Consider the following 24,714-nt stretch of genomic DNA (forward strand, 5'->3'; position numbering starts at 1 on the left):
AAATGTCGAATGGATTTGCGGAATTCATCCCCAAATGGGGCCAAACTGCCTTGACCCGTGACGGACGTGTGGTTATTCCCCGGTCGCATTCAAACTCACCCACACTCCGGGGGAGCCTGCGCGGAATTTATTCGCGCAGGCAATCCGGCCATGGGCCAACAGCGGGGGAGCCGACCGGTTGGGGGATCGGTCGGCAATTCAGATTATGGCAAACATTATGTCGGACGGGGAAAGGAGGCCGGGTGTGTTCCAGGCTAAATTGCAGGGATGGCGGCGACTGGCGGCGGGCTTGGCGCTCGTTCCCGGCCTCACGGGTGTCGGAATCGGCGCCCTCGGCCTTCAAGGCCGTGTTCTTGCGGAGGACAAACCGGCGGCGGTCGTCAAGGCGGACGAAGCCCGCGACTTGATGCGTCAGGCCCGCGAGGCCTACGATGCCAAGAACTATGGCAAGGCGAAGGAACTCGCCGAAAAGGCCCGCTCCCTGCGCGCCCCGTCCCAGTTCTTTGATGACACGCCCGAAGATCTTCTGGCGGACATCGCCAAGAAGAGCGGGGCCAAACCCGGCGGGGCGGCCAAGCCGACCATCACGGACCCGCGTCGGCTTATGGGCATGGCCAAGCAATCACTCGAATCCGGTGATCTGGACAAGGCCCAGGACTATGCCTCAATGGCTCAGGCTAACGAAGGATCGGTTCGCTGGGGCTTGTTCGACGACACGCCGAGCTCCCTTTTGAAGGACATTCAGAAGGCGAAGACCAAGCGAGACCAGCATCAGGCCGACAAGTTGTTGGCCGACGCGAAGGCACTCCTCGAACGGCAGGCCGCCGACAAGCGGGAACGCCTCTCCAACCTGATGATGGCCGAGGAAAAGGCCCGTCAGGCCGGCAAACTGCACGGTCCCTACAGCGTGTGGGATTTCGGCGACCGTCCCGAAGAGATCATCGCCGATTCCCGCAAGATCCGGGACAAGGAAAAGTTGACGGGCATCAAGCCTGTTGACACCAAGCCTTCCAATTCCAAGGTCGGCGATACGCAGACCGCCGATGCGCGGAACCCCAAGAAGCCGGTCTCCGAAAGCGGAAAGACCCCGGCGACGACCGATGGCAAGACGCCTTATAGCGAGGTGGCTCGCGATCCGAAGGCAACGGCCAACGTGACGCAAAAGGCCGAGGTCATCGCCCTCATGAAAGAGGCGACGGCCCTGAAGATGCAGGGGAACTACCCGGCCGCCCGCGAGAAGCTGATTTTGGCGAGCAAGGCCAACGTCTCGTTCTCCAAGGAGGAAGACTCCCCGGTCACCGAACTCAACCGGTTGAACGGTCTGGCTCAGCGCAAGATCAACACGTTGTGTGCGGAGGCCAAGTCCAGTGTCGCCCGCAAAGACACGGAAACGGCCAATACGAAGTTGGAACAAGCCAACAAACTGGCCTTGGCGATGAATCTCGATGTCGGCCCGGTGCAGGAAGTGATGGCTTCCATGAATCCGGTGAAGCCCGCCCCCACCAAAGTGGTGAACGGCTCCGGAACTTCCGCCAAACCGGCGACGAACGATGTCGCGGTGGGGATTGTCGCCCCGCCGGTCTCCTCGATTCCGTCGGTCATGCCCGACAACTCGGCTCCGTCGATCAGAACAGTGGCCGGACTGGACAAGGGACCGGGTGTGATTCCCGCCGTGGTGCCTCCCACGGTGACGCCTCCTGCCGATGTGGCTCCGGCGGTGGCGACGAATATCGCCTCGCCTATCGGTGATCCGGCGCTGACGCCAGCTCCGGTGGCTGTGCCGGTTCCGAGAATGGCGCCGATTCCGGGCGAGACGGTGAAGGTTTCCCAAACTCCGGAAATCAAGACTCCGGCGTTCGTGAACGAGCCCGCCAAGACGCCCTCGACGACGGTTCAGGCGCCGTTGCCGCCTGTTGGTCCGACCCCGGCGATGTTGAACGAGGCCGCCAACGTTTCCGCTCCTCCGTCGATGGTGGTTCAAGAACCGTTGCCGACTGTTCGTTCGACGGCTCCGGGTGCGGATGCCCGAGGGCGGGAAATGCTCAACCAAGCCCGGACTGAATTGAGGAAGGACAACGCGGATGGCGCCCGCAAGTTGGTGATCGAAGTCATCAACGGGCCTTATTCCTGCAAAGAAGAGGCCACGGGCCTGCTGAATAGCATTGAGGCCGAAGAATCCGCACGGAAGCTGAACAATGCCCGCCGGGCATTTGAAAATGGCATGGCGGCATTTAACGCCAATAATTACACATCGGCTCTGGCGATCTTCCAGCAGATCGAGCCAATGCAACTGAATGCCAAGAATCGTGCCCAGCTTAGCGAATTTATGTCTGCCGCCGCCGCCCGTCAAAAGGCGGCCATTCAAGAAAACGCCTTGGTGCAAGCGGGCGGCACGGATGTGAAGCCCGGCCTGCCGCCTCGGCAGGTTCCGCAAGCCACCCCGAGCGAATTGCCCGGCTCGGTTCCGACGCCGCGTATAGGCGCGGACAACCTGTTGAAGCAACAGGAAGCCTTGTCTCAAGTCGAGTTCCAACAGCTTCGTTCGCAGGGTTTGAAGGTGGAAACCGAAGCCACCGCTCGCTTTGGGAAGGGTGAAACGGACGCCGCCTTGCAGGATCTCCAGAACTTTGTCTCCAAAGTTCGCGCCACCAGCCTCGACGTTGGCAAGCAAAACCTGCTTGTCCGGCCGATCGAAGCCCGGATGGAACGGTTGAAGATTCTGAAGCACCAGACGGATTTCCTCACGAAGGAACGCAGTGACCGCACCGGCATCAAGGCCGAAATGACGCAGGAGGCTCTCTTCCGCCAGAAGAATCAGGAGGAAGTTGCCCGCCTCATGAAGTCATCCAGCAAGCTGGTGGCTGAGCACAAATATTCGGAAGCCTATGCCCAAGTGCAAAAGGCCCAGGCGATTGACTCGGACGATCCTTCCGTGAATGCCTCGCTCCAAATCATCAAGACGATGATGCGCAAGAAGGAGTTTGACCGGGTCAAGAGTACGCAGGAAGAGGATAACTTCACTCAACTGAACGAGTTGATGGAGCACCCGCTGGTCAACAACAAAGATCCGTTGAAGTTTTCAACGGATAAGGACACTCGGGAGCGTATCCTGAATCGTCCTGACTATTCACGCGGCATCGGCATCATGCGGTCGCGGACGGACTCGGAAAAGGCGATCGAGCGTAAGCTCGGCACGCCGGTCAGTGTCAGCTTCAATGCGATGCCGCTCGAAAGCGTGGTGGAACATCTCCAAACCGTGACGGGCATCAACTTCGACCTCGATACGCGGGGTTTGAAGGAAGGAAACATTGATTCGAAGCAGACCATCACGGCGAAGCTGAACAATGTGTCCCTGAAATCCGCGTTGAACATTATCTGTCAACAGGCCGGTCTGAAGCATGTGATCGAGAACGAAACGATCCGGGTGACCACGCCGAAGAATGCCGCCGGTCGACAGGTCGTGCGGTCGGTCCCGGTGGGTGACTTGGTGATTCCGGCTCCGAACTTCGGAGCCGATCCCGGCTTGTCGCTGCCGGAAGCCCTGCAACGCGCCATCCCCGGCAACAGCGGCAGCATGAGCGGGCCGGGAGCGTCGATGCGGAATGGGCGCAATGCCTTGCCGCCTGGGACGAGCGTGAGTGACAGCGGGCTGCCCGGACTGGGCGGGCGGTTGATGAATCAACCGATCCACGGCGGGGCTGGCTCCAGCCAGGTCACCGGCGGAACGCTGGAACGGGAATTGATCCGGCTGATCACCACCACCATCAAGCCGGATAGCTGGATGCAACAGGGTGGCGAGGGGACCATCGAGTATTACCCGCTCGGTTTGGCGATGGTTATCAATCAGTCTCCGGAAGTGATTGAAGAAGTTGAACGGTTGCTGGAGTCGCTGCGTAAGCTCCAAGATTTGGAAGTCTCGATCGAAGTGAAGGTCGTCGCCCTCGGCGAAACCTTCTACGAGCGGATCGGTGTTGACTTTGCGATGGGTATTCGGACGAACGCCAGTCCCATCGCCAGCGGACCGGGCACCGTGGTCGGGGCGCCGAACAACCAGAGCTTCAGCGGAAACGTGGTTGGTTTGCAAACGCCTGGTGTGCCGACCCCTGACTTGAACATTCCGATCCGGGCGACGAGCTTTAGCAAGGCGGTTCCTCCGTTCGGCGGGTTCACGAACTCGTTCGCAGACGGCGGCCTCTCGCTGGGCCTCGCGTTCCTGAGCGATATTCAGGTGCAAATGTTCTTGGAAGCCGCCCAAGGGGACACTCGAACGAACGTGCTTCAGGCTCCGAAGATCACCTCCCTGAACGGGACGGCCGCGATCATCTCCGTGAACGACTTCCAGTTCTTCCTCACGGGGATGCAGGTCACGTCCGTCGCCGGTCAGTTGGTGTTCACGCCGCAGAACATTCCGTTCCCGGTCGGCACCTCGACGCAAACGCCCACGAGTCCGTTGAACCCGACGCCTTCGTTGACGAGCAATCTGCCGGGGATCACGCTGTCGGTCCAGCCGGTCGTCTCGGCCGACCGCCGGTTCGTCCGGATGAACATCCAGCAGTCGTTCATCAACCTGATCTCTGGAACGGCCCAAGTGCCGATCACCACGATCATCACCCCGGTCTTCGAGAATGGCGGCCAGGGTCAGCCCACCCCGTTCACGCAGTTCCTGCAACAGCCCCGGTTCTCGAGCATCGACACCCAGACGGTGGTCGTTGTTCCGGACGGCGGCACGGTGGTGATGGGTGGTCTCAAGTACATGTCGGAAGGCCGCAACGAATACGGTCCTCCGGTGTTGAGCAAGATCCCGTACTTGAACCGCCTCTTCAAGAACGTGGCCTACGGTCGTGAAGGCCGGTCCATCCTGCTGATGGTGACCCCGCGGATCATCATCAACCGGGAAGAACAACTCCGTCAAACGGGTGTGTCGTCTGATGATGACAACAACTGATGATCGAGACAAACTTGTGACACAGTGAGTTTCAGAGAACCCCGCCCCAACATGGTGCGGGGTTTTTTGTTGCTTTTCAACCGGAAATTCTTGTTGTCAGCGTCTTCAGAAACAGTGAAGTGTGATTCAAATCTTTGAGACAGTTTGTATGCCCAAATCTCGGGCAGGAAGTTACAAAGCCCCTCAAAAAAACTTGCAATTATTCTTTCGACGTATTACGATCAAATCATCCCCATAATATCGCCTTTCGATCAATCCCCTCTCTCCTCTCGCGGGGTTTGCCATGAAATTTTACCTGATTGTCGCAAAGGGCAAAAAACAAGGACTGCCAATTCCCATTGAAGTGGATCTGTTTCTTATGGGATCGGACAAGATGTGCCAGCTCCGGGCCGAGCATGAACGGATTGGCGAACAACATTGCGCGTTGGTCAATCGCGGGAAAAAAGTTTTCATTAGCGATCTGGACAGCGGACACCCAACGCTCGTGAACGGCGAAATCATGGAGCCGGGAGTTGAGTGGGCGCTTCATTCGGGGGATCTGATCGAGGCGGGGCCGCTCAAATTCATGGTGCAATATCGTGAAAAGGCGCTCTCCCAACGAGATCTGGAGGAATGGGCCTTGAGCTGTCTCGATCAGGCGCAAGATCGAAAAACGGCGATGGACAAACTGGAACATGCTGAGTTTCATTCCACCGAGTTTCTCAATGCCTCTTCGGCAGCCTCGGCCATTCTTGAGCGTCTTTCAGCCCAAAAGGGAGTTGTGAAGGGACGGCTCCGCATCTCGCGAGATGAACACGTCACACTCGTCCGGCTCAACTCCATCTATCTGGTCGAAGACGCCGAGCTGGCCCTTCTCAGCCGGGAACTTCACGACAATCTCAACCGGCCGAATCTGAAAGTTCTCCTCGATTTGAAAAACATCAAGCGGATGTCCAGCACGGCTGTTGAAATGTTTGCCAATTTGAGGATCTGGCTTCGTCCCTTCGGGAGCAGTCTGGCGATGTGCCGGGTGCGATCCGAATTCGTCGGGATGTTCGCCACTTATCCGGCCACCCACGATCTGCCGATTTTCGACAGCAAGGACAAAGCCCGCGCCTCCAAGTGGTGAGGCGAGAAACATCCGGCCCCCCGTCCCGTGTTTTTGCGATGAGCTGTTCGTCCGTCCAACTCGTCGAATTCCCCGGCGGGTCTACCCGGCCTCCCCGGAACATTTATAATTGAATCTTTCGCGGGGAAACCGTCAATGAATGACGGGGCATCCAACCGCGATGGGAGCCGAATCGTGTTATTCGCAGACGCCTCCGTCAGTTTCTTTTCACACACGTTGAACATCATCATCGTGGGCTTGGGTTTTCTTCTAATGCTCACCATCCTGATCCAGCGTGGCAAGGGCGGGGGATTGGTCGGGGCGTTCGGCGGGGCCGGCGGTTCCAGCGCGTTTGGCTCCAAGGCCGGCGACGCCTTCACCCGGATCACGCTCATCATGGCCGGGATTTGGGTCTTCCTCATCATGATTCACGTTAACCTGGCCAAGAGCGATCTGCGGAGAAACACCACCGCTCCCGAATCGGAAACATTCATCAACAAGTAACTGGCCCCGGGGTCATGGAGTCCGACCAGTGTTGTTGAGCATGACCGGGTTTGGCGAGGCGCGTCATCAAAGTGACCACCTCAACTTGGGGGTGGAAGTCCGAACGGTCAACAATCGGTACCTGAAGGTATCGGTGCGAGGTTCCGATCCGTATCCGATGCTGGAAACGGAACTGGAAAAGGTCGTCCGGCGGTTCATTCGCCGGGGAACGGTGACGATCCATCTGCGATGCGATCGCCAGTCATCCGGCACGGACTTCGTCATCAATCCGATTGCCCTCCGCAGCTATGTCGAGCAAATCCGTGTGATTACCCAAGCGGCCAATTGCCCGGACCTGGCTCCGATGCTCATCGGGCAAGTGCTGTCTCTCCCCGGAGTCGCTCCGCAACCGGGGGGCCACACCGGTCGGCCGCCCGACGAGGAAGTGGCGGCTGTCGAGGCGACGTTGGAAAAAGCCCTGGCCGAACTTCAGACCATGCGACAGGCCGAGGGGAAGTCCATGGCCGAGGAACTGCTGAATCTTCGAGGGGCGATCCATCAGCAATTGGCGGGAATTCGCACCCGGATTCCGGGAGTGGTCGCCGGACACCGGAGCCGTCTGCGGGAACGGGTCGGGACGGTGCTTTCCGAGCATCAGATCAGCCTCCGGGCCGAAGATCTGATTCGTGAAGTCGCCATTTTTGCCGACCGCAGCGATGTTTCCGAGGAATTGACCCGGCTCGAAAGCCACCTCGATCAATTCGACACCATCGTCAATCGGGAAAACGACAGTCCCGGCCGGAAACTGGAGTTTTTGGTTCAGGAAATGGGCCGGGAAGCCAACACGATTGGTTCCAAGGCGGGGGATGTGGCAATCTCCCTGCATGTGGTCGAAATCAAGGCCGGCTTGGAAAAGGTCCGGGAGTTGGTTCAGAACATCGAATAGTTGCCGGTTATCGCAGACCCAACCCGTCCATAAGACAATTCTTCGTGAACTTTGTCATCACCCGCGGCGAAATGACCCTAGGACCACTGATCATCGTCTCCGGTCCGAGCGGAAGCGGGAAATCCACCCTGATTGGTCGGATGATTGCTCGCTTCTCGCCCCGACTGAGACATTCAATCTCGGCGACGACCCGCAAGGCGCGTTCCGGCGAAGAAGATGGTATCCATTATCATTTTTGGACGCCAGAACGGTTTGAACAGGGAATCGCCGCCGGGGAGTTTTTGGAATACGCGACGGTGTTTGGTCGGCATTATTACGGCACTCCGAAAACGGAAGTGGAGTCGTACCGGGAAGCCGGGGTCGGCGTGATCCTTGACATCGACGTGCAGGGAGCCGCCCAGATCAAGCATAATTGTCCGTCGGCCTTCCTGATTTTCCTCATGACGCCCGAGGGAGAATATGCAAAGCGACTACGGGCACGCGGCAAAGACAGCGAAGAGGACATCATCCGGCGGATTGCCGAGGCCCGTTCCGAGTTGACGCGGGCGAATGAATTCGACGTGCGGTTACTCAACGACGACCTCGAACAGGCGTCCGACGAACTTAACCAGATGATCGACGGTTTGTTGAATGGCAGGTTTCCGGAGAAAGCATCATGATGGATGAACTGAAGGAAGAAGAAATCGTGAACAAGGTGGGGGGGCGTTTCAAGCTCTCCACGTTGATCCAAAAGCGGCTGGCCGCGTTGAACACCGGATCGAAGCCGTTGGTTCACATGCGTGGCGAACCCATGCAAATCGTGTTGCAGGAAATCATTCAGGACAAGATCTATCTGGATCAATCCGGCGACTTGCAAGAGCGGGAACAGCAACTTCCCGCCCAAGAAGATTCTGCGGACGAGTAACCCCAATCAGGAGCGTCACCCGTGGCTGATCTCACTCCGCTTCCGACGGCCCAGCGTCCCACCGACGGCGCTTATCAACCCGTCTCCGGCTATGCCGTCGCGGCGGCGGCGACCGCCGGGGTTTTCGTGCTGTTTCTGGTTTTGGTGCTGTTTAGTGCGATCACGTCCCGCCGGGCGGCGATGTCTTATGAGTTGATCCTCCTGCCGGTCGTCGGCTTGGGCTTGTCCATTGCGGCCCGTTCCCATTTGAAACGATCCGAGGGGACGCGTTCCGGCCAAAAGCTGGTTACTGTCGCGTGGTGGGTTTGTGTGCTTGGCGGGGCGGGGTATGCGGCTTATCTCTATGCGAACGAGTTTTTCATCGAGCGGGAGTCCCGGACCTACGTTGACAAGTTTTTTGAACAACTTCAAAAGAATCGCCCGCACCAAGCCTACGTGTTTTTAATTGATCCTGTCCAGCGGGATGCCGCCAGCCCGGACAATCCGGACTTTTTCGAGGCTCAATTCGCGTCCGGGTACGGAAACTTCCGGAATCTGGATCTTGTCCGGCTGGTGCGCCGGAACCCGAATCAGGTCGAGTTTGAGCATGTCGGTTCTATGGACATCGGGCAGGAAGCCGAGGGCTTCAAGGCCACTCAAATCTACCGGATGACAACCCCCGAGGGAATTTTTGACGTCCGCCTTGGCTTGAAGGCCGCCGAAGCCCGCAAGGGGGGCAAACCACTCTGGCGAATCAATTCCAAGCCAAACGTCGCTATTTCCACGAAGCCTGACAAACTTTCACAATACGGTCGGCTCGTTCAGGATTTGGAGGGAGAAGCCAACGGAGTGGTGCGTACTTGGATGTTTTTTGCCTCCACCGGCCGAATGTTCCGGGCGCACCTGTACACATTGCCGGGCGAGGAGCGTGAGTCGCTGGAGAAGGGGCTCAATCAACTGGCTTTCATGGGTGGTTCGTTGGCCACGCAATGGACGCTGACTCCCGGCTTTCTGCCGGAGGACCGTCGAAAAGCCCGTGAAGCGGCGATCAACGGCGGGATTGCCGTTGCCGGCGGATCGGTGTCCATGTCCCTCGCCGGTTGGACGGCCTTCGACGATCTTCTCGACAGCGGGTTCTTCCGACGGGATGACGCCAACACGCCGTTCACCCCGGAGATGATCCTCAAATTGCGAGCCTATTGGCGAAATCCGCAATTGGGATTGGTCAATCCTGATCGACCACTGCCTCCAAACGTGCTTCCTTCCGAAGCCGCCAGGTTCATTTTTGAGAAGGACGAACTGAAGGTCGTTGTGCCCGTTTATTGGTCAACGATGGACATGAAGAGCTTTTACAAATGTGACGTGACTCTGTCGTGTGTCGACCCTGAAGTGATCCGGATTTTGTCGGAAGCCCGGCAAAAAGGTGTGTCCGCGCTTGATAACAGCGACTTGACGCTACGCAATCTGCCGTCGCGACGATGGAAAATCACCTCATTGCAAACCGATTTGGAAGTCATTTTGCCCCCCCAAGGTCCGGCCCCGCCTCGCTGATCGTGAGAGATTGCCATGTATCTGATCGCATTGGCCGTGCTGGCCATGTCGCCCGCGAGAGAACCCGAAGCCCGTCTTCCCGCCGACGGGCAGCGGGTCTTGTTCTTGGGCGACAGCAACACGTTCGCAGGCGGTTTCATCGCTCGGTTTGACGCTTACCTGATGACTCGGCATCCCGAGCGGAAAGTCGAACTCATCAATCTTGGTTTGCCGAGTGAAACATGTTCCGGTCTCTCGGAGGCCGACCACCCCTATCCCCGGCCGGATGTCCACACCCGGTTGGATGCGGCGCTGGCCAAGACCAAGCCGAACATTGTCGTCGCCTGTTACGGGATGAACGACGGGATTTATTCCCCGTTCGATGAGGGTCGTTTCAAAAAGTATCAAGAAGGCTATGCGGCATTGATCGCCAAGTGCGAAAAGGCCGGGGCCACTGTTATTCTGATGACACCCGCCCCGTTTGATGCCCTGCCCTTGAAAAACAGAGTACTTCCGGCGGGCGAGCCGAAATATAGTTGGGTGAAGCCGTATGCGAAGTACGATTCCGAAGTGCTGACAAAGTATTCGGAATGGCTCGTTGGCTGGCGCAAGAAAGGTTACCTTGTCGCCGACGCTCATTCGGCCCTGTTGAACCACCTTGAAGAAAAGCGAAAGACCAATCCCGAATACCGCGTCTCCGGGGATGGCATCCACCCGGATGGCAACGGGCATGAGGTCATCTTCCGCGAGCTGCTGAAGACCTTTGGCGGTTCGACCGAGGATTGGAAATTGCCGGAAGCTAAATTGTGGAAGCTCATTGAGCAACGACAGCAAATGCTTGGTCTTGCCTGGCTCACAGATGTGGGCCACAAACGGCCAGACACACCGAAAGGCATCCCGCTGGAAGAAGCCACCAAAAAGGCCGTAGAACTGGAAAAAGAAATCCGGGCGATGGTGAAACAGGCTTCCGTCAAACCTTAATGTTCACCCCATAAGCCTTGATCGCGTTCCCGCTCAACACTTTGGCCCTCGCCCCGGCGGGCTTTCCTTTCAGGTATTCATCAACGATGCCGAAAACGGTGCCGTAACTGGCAAAGCGATCAGCCACCGGCCAGTTGCTTCCGAATACCAAGCGGTCCTCGCCAAAAGCTTTCCAGACCACATCAATGGTCGGCCGGTAATATTCCACATCCTTCGGGGCGGTTCCGTCGCTTTTGCCGGTCCCTTCGACAAGAGCCGAGAGTTTGCAGGTCACCATCGGATGATGGGCTAGTTTGGCGATGTCGTCTTTCCAAGCGACCGGGATGGTTTTTCCGTCGATCCGCACGTTACCGATGTGATTGAGGACGATCTTCAGCTTCGGAAATTGTTTGGCGGCGGCCAATACTATCGGCAGCACATCCGGGCCGCCGTTGATGTCAAGGGTCAACCCGGCGTCAATCATCAGTGAGAACTTGTTTAAGATTTTGGGGTCTTTCATCACTTCCTTCAATTCCGCGTTGTTGATGCGAAATCCCCGGTACAACTTCCGCTTTGCCAGTCGCGAGAGATGTTCGCCAAATTTCGGATCGGCCGGGGCCAGTCGGCCGACGACACCGACAATGATCGGGTGGGCATCGGCCAAGTCCAACAACCAGTCGTTGTCGGCCAGGCGGGGCGAGGCCTCGACAACCACCGTGCCGCTGACGCCATATGGCTTCGTGAGCGTCACGAACTCCGGGGGCAATACGGATCGATATAGGCTCTTGTCGTCCTTGCCCGGCCAGTCAACGCCCTCGGGCCGTTTGGGGTCGTAAAAATGGGTGTGGGTGTCGATGATCGACGGCTTTTCGGCCGCATGGGTGATCGTCGAAGCCATTCCCCCGGCGAGGACGGTGGCAAATTCCCGGCGGTTCAACATGGCGTGTTCCCGATTGAATTGATTGTTGGTGAATGACCGTTTTAAGCCACACTCGATGGGTTATTTCTTCGCGGCCACGTCATAACACCAGATAGTTTCCTTCTCGCGGATGTACATCTTCCCGCCGATCACCACCGGGTGCGCCCAGCAGTTGCCGTTGCCGTTTGGAACCTTGAAGGAACTCAACAGGTTGTATTTCGCCGGGTTGGCTTCCGCGAGCGCGACGACGCCGTTTTGAAACCGGACAAACAAGAGGCCGTCCGCAAAGGTCATGCTGGCGGAACGTTCGCCGCCGGAGTCGTCCTTGCGGGTCCAGGAGATTTTGCCGGTCTTCGCGGCCGCGCACCAGATGTTCCCGGAGTCGTCAAAGTCTCCGTACAAATACTCGCCCACTTGAATCACGCCGCCATGTTTGTTCTTCAGTTGGGGGCTCCAATATTCCTCCTTGACGTTGATCTTGCCCCCTTGGCCGCTCAGGGTCAGCAGGGCGGCGCCCCGGCCATAGCCGGCGACGGCGAACAGTTGGTTCCCTTTCACAATCGTTGTCGGAATATTGGCCGTGTTTCCTTGGAACCGTTCCTTCGTGTTTCCGTAACGCCACAGAAGCGTGCCATCTTTGGCCGCAAATCCGACGAGGCTGTTGGCCAGCAAGGTAACGTATTGCTTCACCCCGGTGGCATTGCTGATGACCACGGACGAGTAACCGGCTTGATCGCCCCCGGTGACCGCGCCCCTCCATACCGGCTTGCCATCTTTTTTGTTCACGCAGAGCAGGGTGGCCGCCGCACCGCCGGGCGTGCAAACCAGGTTTTCGCCATCAACAAGCACGGACTCGGCGTAACCCCAACCCCCTGCTTTGCCACCGTGTTCTTTGCCGAGGTTGGTTCGCCAGACTTCGGAACCGTCTTTGAGGGAAACGGCCAGAAGATCGCCGTATTGCCCGAGGCCATAGGCCATGTCGCCGTCGATGGTCGGCGTGCAACGGGGGCCGGGATAGCCGCCGCCGCCGCCGACTTCGCCCACTTTGGTCTGCCAGAGTTTTTTGCCGGTCGAACGGCTTGTCGCGATGAGATAACAGCCATTTTTGCCGATGTCTCCCATCGTGACCACGAAGTCTCCCTGGATGGCGACGCTGGAAAAGCCCAATCCAACGTCGTCTGATTTCCAGGCAAGCATGGGGCCTTCGGCCGGCCATTTTTTCAAGAGACCTTTGTCCGGGGAAAGATCGTCCCGCTTGGGACCGCGAAATTGCGGCCAGTCCGTTTCGGCCGCCCATGCCGGACTCAAAACCACCAGAAACAACAAGGTGACAAAGAATCTCATGAGAGCCTCGACGAGGGGATTTTGTTCAGTTTTCAAGCTTGAACGTCCGCGAGTATAGACGCCGCACGAACGGACCGCAATGCGGGACTTTCGGCAAGTTTGACCGATTGCGTGCTTTTCCCGGTGACGGCGAGATGGTAGGATGCCTTCACTTCTCCCACATGAAACCGAATATTCCCAGCAGCGGAGACACTCTGTGAGCGACACTCCTCACCCGAATGACGATAATGATCCGTTCTTCGACAAAGCCGCCGCTTTGGAGAGGGCTTCGACTTTGCCCGAGCATACCGGCCATCCGACTGGCTTCTGGTTCTTTATCTGGGGGGAGTTCGCCGAGCGGTGTTCGTATTATGGGATGCGGGCGATTCTTGCCCTGTACATGACGGAACGGCTTGGCGTGGACAAAGGCGACGCCGGCACATACATGTCGTTGTTCATCGCGGCCTGCTATTTTCTGCCATTGCTCGGCGGCATCATCGCGGATAATTTTCTTGGCAAATATTGGACGATTGTTGGTTTTTCGATCCCCTATGTCGTCGGGCAGGTTCTTGTCGGCGTCGAGGACAAGTTATTTGTGATGATCGCGCTTGGGTTGCTGGCAATGGGGTCGGGTGTCATCAAACCCAACATTTCCACATTGATGGGTCTGACATATGACCAGCAGCGGCCGGGGCTGGAGCAGTTACGAACCAGCGCGTTTTCTTGGTTTTATCTCGCCATCAATGTCGGCGCGTTTTTGTCACAATCCACCATGCCCTATTTGCGACAGGAATACGGGTATCGAGTGGCGTTTATGTTCCCTGCCGCATTAATGACCATCGCCTTGATCGTTTTTGCTTGTGGTAAAAAGTTTTATGCCAAGGAAACAATCGGAGCGGCGGCGGCTGAAGACGATCCGGACGGCCCTTCAAAATGGGCCGTGCTTGGCAAGATCGGCATGCTGTTCGGTTTGGTCATGATTTTCTGGGCCATCTTCGACCAGTCGGCGAGCACATGGATTTTCTTTGCCGACACGTACATGGACTGCCATATGTTCGGCAAAGTAATCTCTGCGGATGCCATCCAGTCTTACAACGCATTGTTCATTATGATTTTCCTGCCGGTGAGTGTTTTGCTGTTCAAGACACTTGCCGCCGTCGGCTACAAAATTCGCGCGACCGACAAGATGATGGTCGGTTTCATTCTGACGGCGTCGTGCATGGGTGTCATGAGTTACGCCGGATTCAAGGCGGGCAAGGCCGAGAAGGCTGTCAAGTTGACCAACCCGAACGGCACGATCATTCTGGCGAACACAAAATCAGAATTCAGCAGTCTCAATGGCCAGCTTGATGTCCCGTTTGAGAACGGACCAACCTTGTCGGCGACCGACTTGAAATACAACGAAAAGAACAAGAAGGTGACCTTTGCAAACGGGAAGCTGATCTTTGCGAATGGTCAAACATTGGATTTCTCCAATGGCGTGCTTGGCGACACTTCCAACTCCTTGTTGAATGCCGACATGTCCTCGCAAATGAAGGAATCGGAGATCAAGCCCACGTCAGACGCAGATGTGCAAGCGGCGATCAAGAAAGCCGCCGATGGGGCGACTGTGACGCTCGAAAACATCGATTATGTGAAACCGGCTGAACGGGTCACGGTCTGGTGGCAGGTGTTCGCTTACCTTGTCCTGACACTGGCTGAAATCCTGATCTCCGTGACCGGGCTTGAACTGGCTTTTGTGGTGGCTCCCAAATCCATGAAAGGACTTGTCACCGCTTGCTGGCTGTTGACGGTGGCGTTGGCGAATCTGCTCATTAACGCGCCGATCACGCAACTTTATCCGCTGATGGAGCCTGGAGTTTACTTCGCCATGCTGGCTGGCGCGGCTTGTGTGGTGACGTGTTTGTTCTTTTTGGTTGCGATGCGATTCAATCGATAGTGATTTTTGGCGAACAGAAACTATCAACTCATTGACAACACCGTGAGTTCGATTCTCACGGTGTTGTCGAAATTCAACCTCACTCTTTGGTCCCATTGCCAATGGCCGCCGTTTCCGTAGCCACCCGTTCGGGGGACCATGCCCCTTCGTGGGCGGTCAGTAGTTGTCGGCTTTTGAAACTCACGCCATCGACGCCGCCCGGCAGTTCGGGCCAGCGGCCGACGAAGGTTCCTTTCGCCGCCCCGACGCGGTCGGCCACCCAAGACGGCGGCGGTCCTTGGGGGGCGAACCAGTCTCGCACACGTTCAACATCTTGGGAACTTTCCAAACGGCCGATCAGCTTGGTGCTGCAATTGCCGAACACATTGTAATCGACCGACCTCGGGCTTTGCGTGCAGACGAGGCACGCCACCCCGTATTTTCGGCCTTGGGCGAACAGACGCAACAGTGGCTTCTTGGCTGGAGGCTGGGCGGCTCCGGCCGGAAGATAATCTTTGGCCTCGTCTAGATAAAACAGCAGACGCGGCCGGCCGCCGGTGCTGCCGGAGACAATCATCCAGCGGTACACCTCGACGGCCAGCGAGGCCACGAAGCCTTGTTTTTCGGCGTCGTCTGCCAGGGCATTCAGGTAGACGACATTGAAGGGAGTCCGGCCCGGTGCCGAGGGAGTGACCAGCCAGCCAAGATCAAGCGGCCGGCCGCCGGTGAACAGGCGGGAGGATGGTCCCTGTTCCAAGTTGTTCAACTGCCGGGCCAACCTTTCCCGTTCGGCCTTCCGGACGAATCGGTCCGGGTCTTCCAATCCGGCGGCCGCCGGATCCCGGAGGGCGGCGGCGATGCCCCCCAAACTCAGATCACGGGTCGATCCGGCAGTCAACGCCCGGAGCAGTTGATACACGAACGTCTTCTGCGATTCGATCTCACCGCTTGCCTTGGCCAGCGTGACCAGATGGCCCGCCGTCGTCGCCAGCAAGTCATCCACGTCCGCCCCGCCGGTTTCTGGCAGCTTTAACGGATTCAGGCTCACCCGCACCCCGTGATCGGTGCCCGGCGTCAGCACGCGCACATCCGTTCCCTGCCGGAAGCGGGTGGCCCGTTTTCGTGTGGCCGCTGACAATCCGGCCGGATCGGCCGGACGCAAAAATTGAACCAGATCCCCTTGGGGATCGATGGCCAAGACGGCCACCCCCGCCAGCGCGGCCTCTTCGGCAATCACTTTCGCCAGCCATGTTTTCCCGCTTCCCGCCGCCCCGACCACGGCGACATGCGTGGGCAGGCTGGAGATCGGAATCTCAGTGGGCTTGCCATCATTGCCTTGGCCAATCCAAAGATTTTCCCCGGCGACTGGTTCCGCAACTGGGGGCCGAACTTCCGGCCGAACCGGAGCGGCCGTTTCGGTCGTCCAATGTTTCAGCCGTTCGCCGGTGGCCACCGGGCCGAGGCGTTTCGGGCACTCATCACTCCATCGGCATCGAGAACACACGGCCGGTTCGCCCGGCGGCTTCAAGCCGGTTCCAGTGGTCTCGTCAAAGCGAACCCATTCCCGCATCGACGCCAGCAAGTTGAAAACGGTGGCCCGGCTGGCCTCCACTTCCTTCCAAGACAGTTCGTGCAACTCCCGGCGGGGATGCAAATACAGCACTCCCGCCGATGGTTTTGTCCCATGTTGGACATGGTGCATCAACGCATAGAGGCCGACCTGAAACTTGTCAGCCGAACTTGGAGGCAGGAGCTTGTAATCCAAAATGCGATCCGCGCCGGAACGCCAGTCGTGAAACACATAATCGAGAATCCCGGTGACATGAACCGGCTCGCCCGCCGCGCCGACCGGAAACGTCACATCGACCCGGCGGCGTTTGTCCGCGAACAATTCCTCGGCCACCGTTTCGGTTTCCCGGCCTTGTCCAAAGGCGTAAATCAGCACGTCCGCGAGTTCGCTGGTGTAATTCTTCACCACATTCAAAAACGCCTGTTGCTGCTCGCCATCCTTCGCGGCCAGTGCTTCGTGATCAACGCATTCCCAATAGAAGACCGACAAAATCGCGGCCGCCACGGCATCCCGGTTGGGCTTTGGTGTCAGCACGGCGACGAGTTCCGGCAGGGCAAACAACCGGCGATGTTCCCGGTGAAACACATCAACAGAATTGTGAAACAAGCCTCCGGCCGCCGAACCTTCATCGCCTTGCCGCCAGAGACGGGTCGGCCGGGCCGCCGGGTTTGTTTTGGCTTGGACAGCGTCAAAATACAGGATGCGCGGACAGGTCGACGCCACGCATACCTGAGTCACGTTGAAATGAACGGGCGGCATCGGAGACACCAATCAGGAGGAGGTTCCGCTGGCTGTCGGACGGCGAAGCGGGAGCAGGAAATAACCTTCCTTGAGTGGCCTCATGCCGATGCTGCCGGTGTCAGCCATAACCTTGGCCACCGCGTCAATCCGAGTCCGGCATGCGGTGATATCCAGCCCGTATCGTCGGTCTGGGGGCAATTCGTTCAAAAACTTGCGGGCCAGTTCTTGGGTGCCATCCCCCATGCTAATCGCCAGTTGACCGGATAGGAACCGGCTGATCTCTTCATCCGTCAGAACGATTGGTTTGAGCGGTGGAGGGGATGCTTTGGCCCCGACGATCCGGCCGAGCAAGGCATGATTCTTCAATCGATCTTGTCGACGATGCGAGGCGATCACCTCGTCTTGAGTGAGAGGACGCGACCGGCTGTTGGAGGAACTGATTTCCAAATCCGAGGCCAGCCGGGCAACAGCGTCAAGCGCCTCCAGCGAGGCATACTCGGCGAACGGCAATTCTAGGTGCTCGAACCCCGCGACACCTTTCAATTCATCGTAATACTTCCGGCCTTTGGCCTCGGCTGACTTCCCGAGTGTTAATTTCTTCCGCTCATCTGTCACAAGCAATGCCCGGTCGGGCCGCTTGGTGTTCTCTGCCATCCGACGAAGGACGCCCGCCACACTGGTGGCATTTCCCTCGGTCACAAACACCAGTCCGATGGTGGTTTCCCCTCCCTCGGAACGCGGAATACGGACAAGCAATTCATAAGCGGCCCCATTGGGCAACGTCTCAACCGCCAAACCAACGCCGCCTGCGTTGAGCAGGGTGGCCGTCAACCCTCGCAAGTTGGCCTCATGCGGCGGGAGGCTGTTTGGGTTTGCGCGATGTATGGCCAATCGCGCTTCGATTGCCTTGCCGACTTCTTCGTCAACCAATTCTTCGGCTGGCTTGGCTGGCGTGATCTTTTCGGTTAAGTCGGGGCTTTTCGTCGCGGGCGGCCAGTGTCCAAGCCACGCCGACTTGTCAGACGCCTCAAAGAGCGACTGCTGCATTTCCTCCCAACGTCCTCTCGCCTTATCGATGGCCATTCTTGGCCGCATGTCAATCGACTCGCCAAATCGTGCTTTGAACCAATGTTCGCCCAAGGGAAACAAGCTGTCTTTTTTGAAATGCCGGGCGACTTCGGGAACTCCCTCGAACTGACGCAGAAAACCTTCCAGCCGAGCCTCAAGAATGTTTCTTGTTTCGGTCGGCGTCAGGCGTGGCATGGCTATTTTGTTTGCGGTCAACCGATCCCATGTGGCCTGCCTGACAATTTCCAATTCTTTGAGGCGAAGCAGTTCGGATTGAACTTCGGAGAGGACTAACAAAGTGTTTTTCAACTGATCGTTCAGATCATGGATCAATCGAAGAACGCTATGAGCTTGTTCACGGGGAAGAGTGTGGATTTGGTCAAAACAAATAATCAACGGCTTTCCATTTGCCCGCGAAATCTGCGCCAGCACGGCCAGCATCGCGGCGCTATCGGCCGCATCGAGCGGATTCGTTGCGTCTGCCGCGCGCAGACCGATCAATTTAGCTTCGTCTTCGTCCAGAGCATCTCCACCCAACCGACGAACAGCAGCCGTCGCCGCAGCGTCGCCGGGTTTTCCAATTTTTTCCAATTGGGCTGATGTCAAAAACACATAAAGAAGGCTCATCGCCGTCCTGGCTGACCGCGATCCGCCGACCTCGGCCATGATGCCCGGCGTCAGTTGGTTGAACAATTCCTTCAAACTTGGAAACGTGATCTTCTTACCCGCTGGCAACACAGTCCGAACCACGCCTTCCAACAAGCGATAGAGAGGTGTTTCATGCCACGGGGAGGAAAAGCCGTTCGTCAGTTCACTGACGACGGCGTACAGGACGGCCCGGTGCAACCGTTCCGGGGAGGCATGAAGTTCCAAAAAATTGATCGGGTGGGCATGTCGGCCGGTTCTGGCCCAGTCGTCCAGTCTTCGCAGCAGGTTGCTTTTGCCCGAGCCGGATTCCCCCCACACGACCACTGCGACGGCCTCGTTTTGGTTGCAGGCGCGTCGGGCGAGACCGGACAGCAAACGGAATTCCGTGTCGTGAATGCTGGGAACGTCCACGGGTTGTTTGCCGGTGGCCGTCACCCGGTGATGGCCGAACGGGTTCTCGTTGCCGAGAGCGGTTATAAACGCTTCGGCACTCTCGGTTTTGGCGATGGTTTGGACGGCGGGCAAAAGCGAGTTCATAAGCGACCCTTGGAGACGTACAATAACAATTCGCCTTCTTCCCGGATGGCGGCGTCTTTTTGTTCCGGGGTGAGGGCATCCGACCGTTCGTCGGACTTGAGCGAGTATCGTCGATCAATCCGCAGTTGCCGCAGACCGGCGTCAAATTCGGATCGTGACACAGCCGGGAGGGCGGCCCGCAAATCGACAAGGCTGACAAAGTTGTTCGACCCTTGTTCCCGGTCAAGCCGGGCGAAGGCCGCGTCGAAGGCCGAGACAAAATCAAATGCCGATGAAGTGTCGGGAACTGGCGAGTGTGTGTTGGCCGGATGATGTTCGACCTTGGCGGATGCGGAACGAACGTCGGCGATACGGAAGTAATGCCGTTTGGGTTGTTTGCCGCCGATGGAAATGAACCCGATTCCGGTCGGCAGGTTCCGGACAACGTCGTCCTTTTCCAACACCGCTTCAATGAGCGTTCCGAGCGGCTTGCCAACTTTGGCGGCCAGATCCTTGGCCGCGAAGGCGTGAGCATCGGCCTGAACATTCTCGGTGATCAATTGGGGCAAAATGGCCATCGTCAGTCCGGCGACATGGTCTTTGAGCGCCACCAGTTGGCCGAGCGTGTCATGCTTCCCCTGAACAACAGCCTCCGCGAAAACCGGGCTCTTGACAGCCTTGGACATCTCGTCCGAACCCAACCCGGCCGATTCCTCCAAGTTTGTGAGTGTCGCCAAAGGCTTCATGTTTCGGAGAGCGTCCACCAACTTCGCGGCGTCGGCATCGGGCTTCAACTTGGCTTCCGCCGCCTTGGCCGCTTTTTCTGCTTCTTTGGCTGCTTTTGCGGCCGCTTTGGTTGCTTGCGCCGTCGCTGCTTTCTCGGCTTTGGCGGTTTCCTTGGCCGCTTTGGCCGCGGCAACTTGTTCAGCCTTTTCGGCGTCTTTCTTGGCTTTCTCGGCTGCCTTGGCTTCTTTTATTGCAGCCATCTTTTCGGCTTTTTCCGCTTCCTTGGCAGCTTTCGCTGCTTTCTTTGCCTCGTCCTTTTTGTCTTTCTCGGCCGCTTTTTCTGCTTCTTTGGCAGCTTTCGTAGCCGCTTTGGCTGCTTGTTCTGTCTCCATCTTGGCTGCTTTGGCCGCTGCTTTCGCTTCCATTTTTGCCGCTGTTTTGTGTGCTTTGTCTGCGTCTTTTGCCGCCTTGGCCTCTGCGGCTAGTTTCTCGGCGGCGAGGGCTTGTTCCCGCAGACAAAGGGTGAAGGTCTCCCCCTTTGGAAAGGCAACCGCGAACGGCGGCAGTTGGCCGGATGTCGCCAATGAAGAGACATTCGCGATGAACGCGGGCCGAAGCCTTTCATCCAACGTGTTGGCCAGTTTTTCCAAAAGCCACGGCGGCTTCCCGGTTCCTCCCTTGGACAAGACCGCTTCCAGCATCAACGGGCTGGCGGCAAGGGTTGCGATGTCTTCAAGTAATACGACCGGGGAATTTTCCTGGCCCTTGATGGCCACGACGGCTTTCTCGGCAAACCCCTTGCATTTAATTGTTTTGTCGAAGATCGCCTTGTCCGGCGCCGGGTCAAGGCGAATCACCAATTTGTCGAGGGTAACAGGATAAGATTCGCCTCCGGTCAGTCGACAAGCGGTAAGTTCGCTGAGGAGTCGGTCGGACAGTTCGGCAACGAGTGACAGTTTCGGCATAGTTTGTTTGGAAGGCAGGACGCCGGATTGTTTGAGTTTGGATTATTTAAATCTGAACAGTGAGTTTACTGCCGACGGGCAGGGCCGACACCTGAAAACCGCCGAGAAGCGGGATGTTTTGGCTTCCTTATTTTCGCTCAAATTTCCCTTCGACGGCGGCCAGTTTGTAGATGGTTGCCGTTTTGTCAAAGGCTTTATCCTTGGCATTCACCAGCGTCAACTTCACGTTCGGAGCCAACAAGCCGAGAGCGGTCGGCAAGTCGATGACGCGATCCACGTTCAGGAAGTACGGCCCGTCGCGATGAGATGCGGGAGGATCGAGTATCGTGATTTCATCGACAAGTCCCGGACTCAGCAGGCAGGCACAAGTCGCGAGAATTCCAGCCTGGCCCGAGGCGAATATCCGGATTTTCTCGTCCGGTCTCTTTTTTGGCAAGCCATTGAGGAAACCGCGAATGTCTTGAACGCGGCCGGTGTCGGCAGTGCTTCCGAGAAGGGCCAGCGAGCGTTCGACGGTGTTCGGCGGGTTCTTTCGCGTCCATGCCCGATCCAATCCTCCACGCGGACAGATCGCGAAGACAAAGGCATTCTTCTCATACTCATGGAGCCAATATTTGGCCGTTTTGGCCACGTCGTCATTCGGGTTCAATACGACGATGGTGCGCGAGCGGTCTCCGGCCGATGACGCCTGAAGGAGTTTGCCCTGAAATTCGATGTCGCCATCCGTCGCAAAGAGATCAAACGCCCCGCTCATGGATCGCATCACACGAACCTCGGGTGCTTTCTCCGGCAATGCACGGAAACTTTTCTCCCGCAGTTGTTTCACCAGACCGGCTTTCCATGTGGCGAAATCTTCTATCTTTGTCGGCCGTTTCACATCGGCGGCGGGCACAAACAATTCATCCGCCCGGTCGTTGATCTGGTCCTTCGGCAAGTCTTTGTCTTCCGGGAACACTCGCAGGTCTTTGCCCTCGATCTTTGGGAAGTCAGCGTCTTTGATCGGAGTGGTATCATTCTTGAGGTGCTTGTTCAGGAATCCGAAGATTGCCAGTCGCAGGTCGGGGCGATAGTCGTGTCCGCCCTTTGAGACGTGTTCTTCCACAATGTCTTTTTTGCCGAGCATTTCGTAACACGTCCGCATCCGGGCGATGATGCGGCGGTTGCCGTCCATCGGGAAGATCGGGTCGGTGTCGCTGTTGGCGAACAACAGCGGTTTCGGGGCGTGCAAGGCGAGGGCGGTGGTCCATTCCCATTGAAATGTGTTGATGTAAAACATGCAGTCGCAATGGCCGTTGATGACCTTGTTGCTCACATAGCTTTCCAAGTCGCTCATGCCGGAGACGGGCACGGCTACCTTTACACGCTCGTCGGCGGCCGCCACCCACACCGTCGTTGCTCCGCCGCCGGAAATGCCGGTCACACCGATGCGATTCACGTCCACTTCCGGCCGGGAACATAGGTAATCGATGGCCCGGATGCCGTTCCAGCATTCGACGCCGGCCGGAGTGTAGCCGCGATTTTGCCACCAAAAGCGGTTTAAGTTGTAGGTGCCGTGATGCTTGCCCGCGACTTCGCCAAGTTGCAGCGTGTCCACGACGAGACAGACATAACCGTTGGTGCCGAACCACATGCCGTGGTCTTGAAAGGCGGTTTTGTTGCCGTCCCGCCCCCGGTTTGAGTGGCCGCAGACATAGAGGATGGCCGGTCGTTTTTTGTCGGCGGGAGTGTTCTTCGGCCGGTAAAGATTACCCGTGACATAGAGGCCGGGCTTGCTTTGGAAGTGGATGTTTTCGACGATCACGCCACTGCGTTCAAGCGTGCCGGTGATGGTGGCCTTCAGCGGTGTCTTCTCTGGCAACGGGCTGAGGCCAAGCATTTCGAGAAACTGTTCCCGGAGTTTTGGCCGCTTGGCCTCCCATTCAGCGGCCGTCTTCGCATCATCCATGAAGTGAGCGGAGAGTCGCTTCGCCTCGGCGGAGAGATATTGGTGAATGGCTTCGTCGGCCTTCGTGGCCTCGGCGGCTGGGGTCATTGACATGGCGATCAGCAACAGAGATGTGAGCACGGCTAGGTCTCGTTTGGGGGCTGGTGAAGCTGGTCAAATCTGTCCGGTCAAAGTGATCTCTCAACACAATTCATGAATCGCTTTGCCCTCGGGGACAATGCCCACCGGGCGACCTGATGAGTCTTCAAAATTGGTGTCCAGTGGAATGCCGAGCGTCTGGTATAACGTGGCTAACAGATCACCGGGGCTGACCGGCCGTTCGCGAACTTTGCCGCCGCGAGGTTCGCTGGCGCCGACCACCATGCCCCCCTTAAGACCACCACCGCCGAGCATTACCGAGAAACAATTAGGCCAATGATCGCGGCCGGCATTGCCGTTGATGAGCGGAGTGCGACCGAATTCGCCGGCGCAATAAATCACCACATCGTCGAGCATTCCCCGATCTTCAAGGTCTTCCACCAAAGCCCCGATGGCGGCGTCGAGTGGTGGAAGATGCTCTTCCATGCCTTTCTCGATGTCGTTGTGGTGGTCCCAATAGCCAGTGTTGATTGTCACGCAGGCGGCTCCCGCTTCGATTAACCGACGAGCCAGAACGGCGCTTTGCCCGTATTGATGTCGGCCGTAACGGTCCCTCAGTCGCGGGTCTTCCTTGCTGATATCGAAAGCGGCTCGAACTCGTTCGCCGGTCACCATCTCCAATGCTTGGGTCTTGAAGCCGTTCAGGCCGTCGAGAACCCCGGTTCTGTCGGCCTCATGCTGAAGGTCGTCAAATTCCCGAAGCAACTTTGCGCGAGAACGGACGCTCGACAATTGCAGTTCTTTCGGCAACGCCAAGTTCGGCACGCGAAAATCCGTCGCGTTGGGATTGGCCCCCACTTCAAACGGGTTGAAAGCAGACCCGAGATAGACGGCCCCCTGATAGCCGAATGCCTCGGCCTGCGGGATGGCGAGATAAGGAGGCACCAGACCTTGATTGACTCCTCGAACGCGGGCGATCACGGAGCCAAAAGACGGTTTTTGCGGGGCATTTCTGGCCAATGTTGGCCCGAAATATCCCGTTTGCATCCAGTGGGCCGACGGGGCGTGGATGGCGTTTTCATGATTGACAGAGCGAACAATCGACAGATGCTTCATCACTCGGGCTTGCCGGGGAAATCTCTCTGTCAATTGAATGCCGGGCACGGTAGTGGCGATTGGCCGATACGGGCCGCGAAACTCGGCCGGGGCATCGGGCTTCATGTCGTAGGAGTCTTGCTGGCTCAAGCCGCCATGCGTCCAGAACACAATCAACGACTTGTTCGCCCGTTCGCGCGAGGTTAGAGGAGAATCCGCCGTTGCCCGCAACTTCAACAAATCCACAAGGCCCAAACCCAACGCGGCCGCCCCGATCTCCAGAAAATTTCGCCGACTGACGCCCGTGCCGGTGTCACCTCGTTTTGATCGGATTTTTTGCATGTGCCATCTCCGATGAGATCGTTTTG

The 24,714-nt window shown here is 57.7% G+C and carries 16 protein-coding genes; 9 read left to right on the forward strand and 7 right to left on the reverse strand.

Annotated features, from left to right (window positions below; all coding sequences use genetic code 11):
• Positions 1-244 precede the first annotated feature (244 nt).
• The 8 genes from BGIM_RS0106885 (at position 245) to BGIM_RS0106920 (ending at position 10,855) form a co-directional block, all read left to right on the forward strand.
• Positions 245-4,945, forward strand: a complete 4,701-nt coding sequence (locus tag BGIM_RS0106885; RefSeq protein WP_020469063.1) for a hypothetical protein — start codon at positions 245-247, stop codon at positions 4,943-4,945.
• Between the two features lie 283 nt (positions 4,946-5,228).
• Positions 5,229-6,053: an FHA domain-containing protein gene (locus BGIM_RS0106890; RefSeq protein ID WP_020469064.1), complete on the forward strand. Its 825-nt coding sequence runs from the start codon at positions 5,229-5,231 to the stop codon at positions 6,051-6,053.
• A gap of 174 nt (positions 6,054-6,227) precedes the next feature.
• Positions 6,228-6,536, forward strand: a complete 309-nt coding sequence (gene secG, locus BGIM_RS57070) for a preprotein translocase subunit SecG (RefSeq protein ID WP_238537539.1) — start codon at positions 6,228-6,230, stop codon at positions 6,534-6,536.
• Positions 6,537-6,564: 28 nt separating this feature from the next.
• On the forward strand, positions 6,565-7,461 hold the full coding sequence (locus tag BGIM_RS0106900) for a YicC/YloC family endoribonuclease (protein WP_020469066.1): 897 nt from the start codon (positions 6,565-6,567) through the stop codon (positions 7,459-7,461).
• A 71-nt stretch (positions 7,462-7,532) separates the two neighbouring features.
• Positions 7,533-8,120 (forward strand): guanylate kinase, encoded by a 588-nt coding sequence (gmk, locus tag BGIM_RS49065; protein WP_063607876.1) that lies wholly within the window; start codon positions 7,533-7,535, stop codon positions 8,118-8,120.
• Complete coding sequence (locus BGIM_RS0106910) at positions 8,117-8,365, forward strand: DNA-directed RNA polymerase subunit omega (RefSeq protein ID WP_020469068.1); 249 nt, start codon at positions 8,117-8,119, stop codon at positions 8,363-8,365. The genes gmk and BGIM_RS0106910 overlap by 4 nt, the downstream gene beginning before the upstream one ends.
• Positions 8,366-8,386: 21 nt before the next feature.
• Positions 8,387-9,895: a hypothetical protein gene (locus tag BGIM_RS0106915; RefSeq protein WP_020469069.1), complete on the forward strand. Its 1,509-nt coding sequence runs from the start codon at positions 8,387-8,389 to the stop codon at positions 9,893-9,895.
• Between the two features lie 15 nt (positions 9,896-9,910).
• A complete protein-coding gene (locus BGIM_RS0106920; protein WP_020469070.1) occupies positions 9,911-10,855 on the forward strand; it encodes an SGNH/GDSL hydrolase family protein in 945 nt (314 codons plus the stop codon).
• Here the strand turns inward: BGIM_RS0106920 and BGIM_RS49070 are convergent.
• Both BGIM_RS49070 and BGIM_RS0106930 read right to left on the reverse strand, forming a co-directional pair.
• A complete protein-coding gene (locus BGIM_RS49070) occupies positions 10,845-11,774 on the reverse strand; it encodes an amidohydrolase family protein (RefSeq protein WP_020469071.1) in 930 nt (309 codons plus the stop codon). The two genes, BGIM_RS0106920 and BGIM_RS49070, sit on opposite strands and share 11 nt — an antisense overlap.
• 60 nt (positions 11,775-11,834) lie before the next feature.
• A complete protein-coding gene (locus BGIM_RS0106930) occupies positions 11,835-13,097 on the reverse strand; it encodes a PQQ-binding-like beta-propeller repeat protein (RefSeq protein ID WP_020469072.1) in 1,263 nt (420 codons plus the stop codon).
• A gap of 196 nt (positions 13,098-13,293) precedes the next feature.
• Between BGIM_RS0106930 and BGIM_RS0106935 the strand changes: the two genes are divergently transcribed.
• Positions 13,294-15,015, forward strand: a complete 1,722-nt coding sequence (locus tag BGIM_RS0106935) for a POT-type proton-dependent oligopeptide transporter (protein WP_020469073.1) — start codon at positions 13,294-13,296, stop codon at positions 15,013-15,015.
• A gap of 79 nt (positions 15,016-15,094) precedes the next feature.
• Here the strand turns inward: BGIM_RS0106935 and BGIM_RS0106940 are convergent, their stop codons facing one another.
• From BGIM_RS0106940 to BGIM_RS0106960, 5 genes are all read right to left on the reverse strand, one after another.
• Complete coding sequence (locus BGIM_RS0106940) at positions 15,095-17,323, reverse strand: helicase HerA-like domain-containing protein (protein WP_020469074.1); 2,229 nt, start codon at positions 17,321-17,323, stop codon at positions 15,095-15,097.
• A gap of 12 nt (positions 17,324-17,335) precedes the next feature.
• Positions 17,336-19,558 carry an AAA family ATPase gene (locus BGIM_RS0106945; protein WP_020469075.1) on the reverse strand — a complete coding sequence of 741 codons (2,223 nt, stop codon included), beginning with the start codon at positions 19,556-19,558 and terminating at the stop codon, positions 17,336-17,338.
• Entirely contained in the window at positions 19,555-21,228 is a 1,674-nt protein-coding gene (locus tag BGIM_RS57075) for a hypothetical protein (protein ID WP_020469076.1), read from the reverse strand. The genes BGIM_RS0106945 and BGIM_RS57075 overlap by 4 nt, the downstream gene beginning before the upstream one ends.
• A 127-nt stretch (positions 21,229-21,355) precedes the next feature.
• Positions 21,356-23,293 (reverse strand): alpha/beta hydrolase family protein, encoded by a 1,938-nt coding sequence (locus tag BGIM_RS0106955; RefSeq protein ID WP_020469077.1) that lies wholly within the window; start codon positions 23,291-23,293, stop codon positions 21,356-21,358.
• Positions 23,294-23,353: 60 nt separating this feature from the next.
• Complete coding sequence (locus tag BGIM_RS0106960) at positions 23,354-24,688, reverse strand: DUF1501 domain-containing protein (RefSeq protein ID WP_020469078.1); 1,335 nt, start codon at positions 24,686-24,688, stop codon at positions 23,354-23,356.
• Positions 24,689-24,714: the final 26 nt, after the last annotated feature.

The sequence above is a fragment of the Zavarzinella formosa DSM 19928 genome, from assembly GCF_000255705.1.
Classification (GTDB): Bacteria; Planctomycetota; Planctomycetia; order Gemmatales; family Gemmataceae; genus Zavarzinella; species Zavarzinella formosa.

What these genes read in the sequence shown, in the direction of transcription:
- BGIM_RS0106890 (WP_020469064.1), top strand. Translation starts at nt 5,229, where the DNA reads ATGAAATTTTACCTGATTGTCGCAAAGGGCAAAAAACAAGGACTGCCA.
- gmk (WP_063607876.1), top strand. Translation starts at nt 7,533, where the DNA reads ATGACCCTAGGACCACTGATCATCGTCTCCGGTCCGAGCGGAAGCGGG.
- BGIM_RS0106910 (WP_020469068.1), top strand. Translation starts at nt 8,117, where the DNA reads ATGATGGATGAACTGAAGGAAGAAGAAATCGTGAACAAGGTGGGGGGG.
- BGIM_RS0106920 (WP_020469070.1), top strand. Translation starts at nt 9,911, where the DNA reads ATGTATCTGATCGCATTGGCCGTGCTGGCCATGTCGCCCGCGAGAGAA.
- BGIM_RS49070 (WP_020469071.1), bottom strand. Translation starts at nt 11,774, where the DNA reads ATGTTGAACCGCCGGGAATTTGCCACCGTCCTCGCCGGGGGAATGGCT.
- BGIM_RS0106930 (WP_020469072.1), bottom strand. Translation starts at nt 13,097, where the DNA reads ATGAGATTCTTTGTCACCTTGTTGTTTCTGGTGGTTTTGAGTCCGGCA.
- BGIM_RS0106940 (WP_020469074.1), bottom strand. Translation starts at nt 17,323, where the DNA reads ATGCCGCCCGTTCATTTCAACGTGACTCAGGTATGCGTGGCGTCGACC.
- BGIM_RS0106945 (WP_020469075.1), bottom strand. Translation starts at nt 19,558, where the DNA reads ATGAACTCGCTTTTGCCCGCCGTCCAAACCATCGCCAAAACCGAGAGT.
- BGIM_RS57075 (WP_020469076.1), bottom strand. Translation starts at nt 21,228, where the DNA reads ATGCCGAAACTGTCACTCGTTGCCGAACTGTCCGACCGACTCCTCAGC.
- BGIM_RS0106960 (WP_020469078.1), bottom strand. Translation starts at nt 24,688, where the DNA reads ATGCAAAAAATCCGATCAAAACGAGGTGACACCGGCACGGGCGTCAGT.